Annotated in this window: 7 protein-coding genes and 1 pseudogene; 3 read left to right on the forward strand and 5 right to left on the reverse strand. The window is 58.8% G+C overall.

The window, feature by feature from the left end:
• A partial coding sequence (locus tag BCY88_RS35500) for an electron transfer flavoprotein subunit alpha/FixB family protein (protein WP_120348755.1) occupies positions 1–745 on the forward strand: 745 nt, incomplete at its 5' end.
• 150 nt (positions 746–895) lie between these two features.
• On the opposite strand, the gene BCY88_RS35505 is transcribed toward BCY88_RS35500, so the two are convergent.
• The 3 genes from BCY88_RS35505 to BCY88_RS35515 all read right to left on the reverse strand — a co-directional run bounded on the left by BCY88_RS35505 (position 896) and on the right by BCY88_RS35515 (position 3,707).
• Positions 896–1,966, reverse strand: a complete 1,071-nt coding sequence (locus BCY88_RS35505) for an alpha/beta hydrolase (RefSeq protein WP_259461613.1) — start codon at positions 1,964–1,966, stop codon at positions 896–898.
• Positions 1,935–2,768 carry an MBL fold metallo-hydrolase gene (locus BCY88_RS35510; RefSeq protein ID WP_259461614.1) on the reverse strand — a complete coding sequence of 278 codons (834 nt, stop codon included), beginning with the start codon at positions 2,766–2,768 and terminating at the stop codon, positions 1,935–1,937. Before BCY88_RS35510 ends, BCY88_RS35505 begins: the two co-directional genes overlap by 32 nt.
• A gap of 201 nt (positions 2,769–2,969) precedes the next feature.
• Entirely contained in the window at positions 2,970–3,707 is a 738-nt protein-coding gene (locus BCY88_RS35515; protein WP_120348758.1) for an SDR family oxidoreductase, read from the reverse strand.
• Between the two features lie 201 nt (positions 3,708–3,908).
• Here BCY88_RS35515 and BCY88_RS35520 point away from each other — a divergent pair, with 201 nt between their 5' ends.
• Both BCY88_RS35520 and BCY88_RS35525 read left to right on the forward strand, forming a co-directional pair.
• Entirely contained in the window at positions 3,909–4,838 is a 930-nt protein-coding gene (locus BCY88_RS35520) for a LysR family transcriptional regulator (protein WP_120348759.1), read from the forward strand.
• Between the two features lie 209 nt (positions 4,839–5,047).
• Positions 5,048–5,341, forward strand: a pseudogene (locus BCY88_RS35525) (LysR substrate-binding domain-containing protein); the annotation flags it as partial.
• A 430-nt stretch (positions 5,342–5,771) separates the two neighbouring features.
• Here BCY88_RS35525 and BCY88_RS35530 read toward each other — a convergent pair.
• Both BCY88_RS35530 and BCY88_RS35535 read right to left on the reverse strand, forming a co-directional pair.
• Complete coding sequence (locus tag BCY88_RS35530) at positions 5,772–6,656, reverse strand: pirin family protein (protein WP_120348760.1); 885 nt, start codon at positions 6,654–6,656, stop codon at positions 5,772–5,774.
• 118 nt (positions 6,657–6,774) lie between these two features.
• Positions 6,775–7,503, reverse strand: coding sequence for an isochorismatase family protein (locus BCY88_RS35535; protein ID WP_120348761.1), 729 nt, complete (start codon positions 7,501–7,503; stop codon positions 6,775–6,777).
• Positions 7,504–7,544 lie beyond the last annotated feature (41 nt).

Raw genomic sequence — 7,544 nt, forward strand, 5'->3', positions numbered from 1 at the left:
CCTCGCGGAAAACGTCGAAGCGACGGTGTTGACGCTTGTGCAAGACCCCGCGAAGAACTACACCCACATCCTCGCGCCGGCCACGGCCTACGGCAAGAACATCGCGCCGCGTATCGCTGCGAAACTCGACGTCGCGCAGATCAGCGACATCACCGCAGTGGACAGCGCCGACACGTTCGAGCGCCCGATCTACGCGGGTAACGCAATCGCGACGGTGCAATCGGCTGATCCGATCAAGGTCATCACGGTTCGCACGACGGGTTTCGACGCGGTCGCAGCAGAAGGCGGCAGCGCAGCGGTCGAGAAGATCGAAGCGGCCGCGGACAGCGGTCTGTCGCAATTCGTCAGCCGTGAAGTCACCAAGCTGGACCGTCCGGAGCTGACCTCGGCGAAGATCATCGTCTCGGGTGGCCGGGGTCTCGGCAACGGCGAGAACTACACCAAGGTGCTGGAACCGCTGGCCGACAAGCTGAACGCGGCGCTGGGCGCTTCGCGCGCAGCGGTCGACGCGGGCTTCGTGCCGAACGACTATCAGGTCGGCCAGACCGGCAAGATCGTCGCGCCGCAACTGTACGTGGCGGTCGGCATCTCGGGTGCGATCCAGCATCTGGCCGGCATGAAGGACTCGAAGGTGATCGTGGCGATCAACAAGGACCCGGAAGCGCCGATTTTCAGCGTCGCCGATTATGGTCTGGTGGGTGATCTGTTCACGGTCGTGCCCGAACTGGTGGGCGAATTGCAGTAAGCAGCATCAGCGCATCTGATCCATTGCGTTTTGGGGGCCGCGACGAACCTTGGCATCACGGTCGATGTCGCGGTCGCTCTGATGAACCGGTATGCCCCACGTGCCAATTGCGCGCTCGATTCGTTCATGAAAGCGCTGTTGGTTACTGGACTACTGCTGCCAGGCAGACGCCGCTTTCTCTGGCTCGAAGTTCCTGTCGAGAAATTCGCGGATCGCATCAAACGCAAGAAGCCGATTTTTTTCCAGCAGCACGAGGTGCGTGCCTTCGCCAATTTCTACCCATTTGCGATACGGCGTGCTTGTTAGTTCGAGGAACAGCGCCTGCGCAAGATCTATCGGCACGTCGACATCCCACTCTGCGTGCACCAACAGCACGGGAACCCGAATATCCGCCGGGTCGTAATACCTGCGGCCGGCGCGCCAGTATTCACGGATGTCCTGGATCGGTCCGTTGCTCGCACGCAACCGGTCGGGTGTGCGGCTGCTGCTCCACGGATCCTCGGCTAACGTGAAATCAGCCCACTGATCGAACCAGCCTTCCGGTATCAGCGTTGCGCGACCCTGCTCCGGAACGGTGCTCAGCCAGCGCCCCCTGATTTCGCGCACCGGCACCAACCGGTAGGCATCGAGAGGGCCACCCGTATCGATCGGAATAGGTTTGTCGCTCAACCACTGGGGCGCGAGCAATGCCAGCTTTTCGACCTTGTCCGGATGGCGGCTCGTGTACGCGCCCGCCACCGTGCCTCCCCATGACATGCCGAATACGCAAACGCGTCCGATTCCACACCGTGCCAGCACGTAATCGATCACGATGCCGAAGTCGGATACCCCGGTATCGGTCGCCACCAAGGGAGGAGACAGGTCTGCCGGTGATTCCATTTCGGGAGGTCTGGTGGACTGACCATAGCCGCGCACGTCGAGTGCATAAACGTCGTATCCTGCCGCTGCGAGGAAGTCGAGGAACGACATGCCGTTAAACGGAACGTCATAGAGACTGCCCGACGAGAAGGTCGCTCCGTGCACCATCACGATGGTGCGAGCCGAAGAACTGCGGACCAGGTTGGCGGGGCGCTTGTTGCGCACATATAACTCAATACCGGCCTCGCCGGTTGGCACGCGCAACTCCTCGAAGACGAGTTCGATGCCGTTCAGAGCGTAAGTTTTTTTCATGTGTCTCATTCCTCGAGGTTCATTCGTAGCGCCACTCGAAGCGGTCGCCACGCCGTGTCACGTAGCCGACGGAGGTTTCGGCGAAGTGAGGGGTAAAAAAGAGCATCTTGCGATCCGCCGCGTGCTCGAGGGCCCATCGGCGAGACATCTTCGCTTCGTTCTGCCACTCGCAAAAAACAGAGTTCCAGTCCGGGCGCACGACCTGCAACGGATGATGCATGACGTCCCCGCTAAACAGTGCTTCCTGCCCCGCAGAGCGTAATTCGATCGACATGTGGCCAATGCTGTGCCCTTTCGAAGGGCGGAAGACGAAGTTGTCGAGGTAAGCCCCGCCGTCGTTACTGATGCGCTCCGCGTGGCCGGCCTCGATGATGGGGGCGACGCTATCTTCGTAGACGCCCAGACTCGGCACGTTGACCTGGTTGTGGCTCGCGGGGCTGCTGTAGTAGTCCTCTTCAGCGTGCGAGAAGACGTGCCGCGCGTTGATAAAGGTCGGCACCCAGCGGCCGCCGTCGAGTCGTGTGTTCCATCCGACGTGATCCACGTGCAAATGCGTATGTAGAACGAAGTCGACGTCCTCAGGTTGCACACCCGCCGCCGCCAGTCGTTTCAGATAAGGCGTTTGAAGGCGATGGAAGATCGTGTTCTGCGGCCGTTCCTTGTCGTTACCGGAACCGGTATCGATCAGGATCGTGTGTCGCCGGGTGCGGACGAGCCAGGTGTGGACACTCTGAATCAGGTTGCCCGTTGCGGCATCCATGTTGCTCGGCGTAAGCCAATGCAGATTGGGATCCAATTCCTCCGCCTCCCAATCGGGGTAAAGAAAGGACGGTGGCGCCACGTTCAACCGCATTTCTTCGATTTTGGTGACGGTCACGTCACCTATCTGATAGGTTTTGTTTGTATGAAGCATCGTCGCGTTTAATTTGGAGTGCCAAAGCTGATAAAACGGATGAGGCGGGAATGCTCATCGAAAAATCCATCCCGCTATGTTCGTCCGTCCAGATTCCGATGACAGACTCCCGTCTTTGCAGGAGGTTTTCGACGACATTGATTACCAGGGCTGAACGGTCCCTTCATGAAAAAAAGATCCCGTGGGGCCGTCATCCGCCAACATGGCGAGCTGAACACTCGTGCGCGCACCTTCTGCAGGCGACAACGGTGCGTCGACGCCGTGCAGGTCGGTCTTGACGAAGCCAGGATGGGCGGCATTCACCTTGATAGCGGTGTCGCGCAGTTCGTAGGCGAGATGGACCGTCCACGCGTTGAGTGCAGTCTTTGCGACGTTGTACGCGGGGATCTTGAAGCTGTAGAACATCGACGAGGGATCGACATTGGCAGCCATTGAACCGAGAATGCTCGATACATTTACGATGCGACCGGCGCTCGACTGCTTCAGAAGTGGCAGGAACGCATTCGTGACTTCAACCACGCCGAACAGGTTGGTGTCGAAGGTTTTGTGCCAGACTTCATGCGACTGCTGCGATGGGGTCTTGTCGAACGCGTCGAGCATGACGCCCGCGTTGTTGACCAGTACGTCGAGTCTGGAATGGCGTCCTTCTACCGCGGCAACCGCGGCAACGATCGACGCTTCGTTCGTGACATCCAGAGAAAGCGCTTCCGCACTCAAGCCGTTTTCCGTAAGCTCACCCGCAGCTTGTTGCGCAGCCTGCAGATTGCGACCGGTGACAATGACATGAAATCCTTCGCGAGCGAGCTGTCGTGCGGTTTCAAAGCCGATGCCTTTGTTAGCGCCGGTGATCACGGCAATTTTCTTCGTGATATTCGTCATAATGGTTCTGTATTTAATCGTTAAAAGGTGCGCTATGGCCTGGCCTGTAGACAGGCTGTATCGGCAGGTGCCGGCTCAGACCGCAGACAATCCATGCAGAAAGAGATTCGAGCGGGTTTCTTCGTCGGTTCCCTGCTTGAAGAGTAAGGGGCGAACTGCCCCAACTGTGAGTCGTTTGTTCCGATAGGAGGTATCGAAAATATGGACATAAAGCGGTCGGACCTGCCGTTGCTGATATCGCTGGATGCGTTGCTCACCGATCTGAATGTGACCAGAGCGGCGCACAGGATGCACGTCAGCCAGTCGACCGTCTCCGGTCATCTGTCGCGACTGAGAGAATTGTTCCAGGATCCGTTGTTAGTTCCCTCGGAAACCGGGCGTGGCATGGCCCCGACAGAGCGTGCGCTGGAACTGCGGCCTCGGCTGGCGCAGGCGCTTTCGCAACTGCGTGAGGCCGTGGCGGAGGTGCGTGAATTCAGCCCGACCTTATCGTCCAGAACGTTCGTCGCGGCTGCTAACGACAGCGTCTTCACCATCCTCGGTCTGGATGTGATGGTGGAAGTGATGCGACAGCGAAACCCCGGTCTACGCATGGCGGTCATTCCGGCTTCCGACGGCAATCTGGTAGAGCGCATGGCGAAAGGTGAAGTCGACCTTGTCCTGGGTGACATCACGAAGATGCCACCGACCCTCAAGTCCAGATTTCTGCTCAGCGATGACTTCGCTCTGGCGCAGCGGCGTTCGCATCCGCGAGGCCTGCATGCGCCTGACCTCGAAGAATATTGCAGTCTGTCGCACGTCGTGGTGTCCGCGCGAGCTGATTTCTGCACCCCAGTCGACGATTTGCTTGCGACACTTGAGCGGCGCCGAAATGTGGTAGCTGCGGTCCCGAACTACAACCAGGTGGCTCTGATCCTGTCGCAGACGGACGGCGTAGCCACGTTGCCGAGGCAGTTGCTACAGCGATATAGCGCTTTGGTAGATCTGGTCGAATTGCCGTTCGACATGCCGCCGTTTCGTCTCGCGATGGCCTGGCATCCCAGAGCCCAGGAGGACAAAGCAGCGGCATGGTTTCGCAATTGTTTTCTAAGAACGAGAAAGCAGGTAACCGAGCGAAGTAGCTCCACGTAGGATGCCACGCCGATGCTATGGCTCCAGGGAAGCCCGAATGAGTGAAAAACCGTCGGTTGCCATTCGGAATCAGTTGCAACTGAACCGATAACTGTCGTCGAGTTCCAGCGCCAGCACGAGGGTACGGATATTGGCTGTGCGTGCCGCGGTGCAGAGCGTACTCTGCCCGTCCGCCGTACGATATTCCGTCGCGTATTCCGCGTTCAACACGGGCTTGTCGAAAGTACTGGGGGAAGTATGACCTCGAACCGCACGTGCGCATACAAAGCAGGTCGATCGAAGCCGTGCGAAGCATGGTTGCACTCGGGTTGGGTGTCACAATTCTTTCGGACCTCGTCTATCGTCCGTGGTCGCTCGAAGGGAACCGGATCGTCAGGCGTGATCTGAGCATTCCTATCCCCACCATGGACATCGGCACTGTCTGGCACCGAAAGGGAGTCTTGCCGACGTCCACGAGAGCGCTATTAGATCTGTTCCGGTCGTGGAAGAAAACTGTCCAATAGTCGCCTGGCTGGTAGGCATGGCAGAGGTTTGTGGATAACTACGCGGCGGTGGGGCATCGGCCCAGAGAGTGAATTGAAGTGAAGCCGATGCACCAACATCGCATCGACGAGTCTGGTGAACGCCGGGGAGTGCATCCCCATCTTCACGCAGTTCAACAACGTCTCGCAGCGCGGTCGCACGTGTTCACGTCAAAACCTGAAACGCTTACTTTCTGGCGAAGACGGAATGTACTTCACGCGCCGCGTTTCCCCTACACATAAAACTCGGTTATTACCTGACGTAGCCAATTGCACCCGAAACTTCCAACCCTGATAACCCGCGTTATCGCTGCAATTCGCTGGGGACGTCCTGTTGACCACGCAGTTCCAGGATGGCCAACGGCCCCCGTGGGACATATATCGAGTTTCGACGCCAGGGCACGAACCGTTCTCAAACAGATTGCGGAATCGTGAGCTTTCCGAATTCACCGTTCTGAAAAGCTCTAATCCGATCTTCAAGTTGCTCGCGGGTGTTCATAACAAGCGGCCCGTGTTTAGCCAAGGGTTCGTTCAACGCCGGACCGGAGAGAACGACAAAGTGGCAGTCTTCGGCAGAAGCGAACCGAATCGATACCGCACGCTCTGCTGCGCCCTCTTCCATAGCCGCTCCAATTGCCTCTCCAGCCATCAGATCCCGCACTTCATCCCCGACCTCGATCCGCAACGCACCCGAGACCACGTAGATCAAACCTTTCCAGCCACGCAGCAGATCATGGCTGAACGTAGATGAGCGTGAAAGAAAGGCATCCAGTAATGTGAATGGTTCGGGTAGTTGCTCTGTGTGGGCGGTGCTCACGCCATTGCTGCCGCCCGCGACCACGCGTACGCGAACACCGGGAGCCTTGAACTCCGGGATGTCGTGCGGCTCCACATGAACAGCATAAGGGGCGTCGAATTTCTTGCTGGCAGGCAGATTCACGAATATCTGCAGCGCGTGAACATGCTGCTCCTTGCCTTCAGGCTGTTCGGTGTGCACCGCTCCACGGCCGGCGGCAAACCAGTGCAATGCCCCCGGATTGATGGGACCTTGATTTCCCAGCGAATCGTAATTGACATGCGCTCCTATCGCGTCCTCGAACACATAGGTCACGGCCGAAATTCCTGCATGCGGATGCGCTGCAAAGGTCGGAGCGGTCATGTGAAAATGATCAAGCATGACAACGGGATCGATCAATCCGTCAAACGATCGTTCATCGAAACGCTTCGCCCAGAAAGCTTTGCCAATGATCACGTCGTGGCCGGCGACAACACGCGACACACGTACAAACCTGTCCATGGTGATACTCCATCCTGCCGTAGTGTCCAGCTCCAAAGCTATCCGTGTCTGCATGCCTGGATAGCTTCGGGTTGTTCAGACGAGGACGCTATTCGCCCTCGCCGGATCGGCCTGTTTGTCACTTGCGCGAAGCGTTCTTGAGCTGCCACACCAGGTTGGCGAACGGCATGTCCAGATCGGAGTACACCTCCTGCGCCTTCGGATCGTCGTTGCCATGCAGCATTTCCACCCCTGCCGTAGCGTAGTCGGTCACCGGAATGCCCGCGCCCGCCAGCCGCTGCAGTCCTACCGTACGCTTGGCATCGCTAAACGTCCCCGATGCGTCGAGCACCACACGCGGATCGTAGCCCGCGGCCTTGAGCGACAGCGCCGGGAACGTGGCACACACCTCCAGCGAAACACCCGCGATCAGAATCTGCTTGCGCCCGGTCTTCTCGATGGCGGCCCGCACATTCGGATCGTCCCATGCATTGATCGAGGTCCGGCTGATCACCGGCACGCCCGGCAGCGCGGCTGTCAGTTCAGGGATCGTCGGACCCCACATGCCGTCGGGCATCGTGGCGGTGACAATCACCGGGATACCCAGCGTCTTCGCGGCTTTGGCCAGCGCCACCACGTTATGCTTGAGCTCACCGGTATCGATGTCGCGCACGCCGGTGAACAGGCCCACCTGGTGGTCGACCAGCACGAGCACCGTGTCGTCTCGCGACAGCAACGAGTACGGCGCGCCCGACGGGGCAACCGTCTTGATTGCAGGCGCGGCGCTGGCCGGCTGGATCGTGGCGGCGGAGGTCGCCACAATGGCGAGCGGGAGAATCACAGCTTTCAGGAGTTGATGGATTTTCATGGTCTTGATTCACGTTGGTATGGGATACGGCAGCGGACCTG

It is taken from the genome of Paraburkholderia fungorum (genome assembly GCF_003610895.1).
Taxonomy (GTDB): Bacteria; Pseudomonadota; Gammaproteobacteria; order Burkholderiales; family Burkholderiaceae; genus Paraburkholderia; species Paraburkholderia fungorum_B.

Coding starts and splice junctions, on each gene's coding strand:
- BCY88_RS35520 (WP_120348759.1), top strand. CDS start 3,909: ATGGACATAAAGCGGTCGGACCTGCCGTTGCTGATATCGCTGGATGCG.
- BCY88_RS35515 (WP_120348758.1), bottom strand. CDS start 3,707: ATGACGAATATCACGAAGAAAATTGCCGTGATCACCGGCGCTAACAAA.
- BCY88_RS35510 (WP_259461614.1), bottom strand. CDS start 2,768: ATGCGGTTGAACGTGGCGCCACCGTCCTTTCTTTACCCCGATTGGGAG.
- BCY88_RS35535 (WP_120348761.1), bottom strand. CDS start 7,503: ATGAAAATCCATCAACTCCTGAAAGCTGTGATTCTCCCGCTCGCCATT.
- BCY88_RS35530 (WP_120348760.1), bottom strand. CDS start 6,656: ATGGACAGGTTTGTACGTGTGTCGCGTGTTGTCGCCGGCCACGACGTG.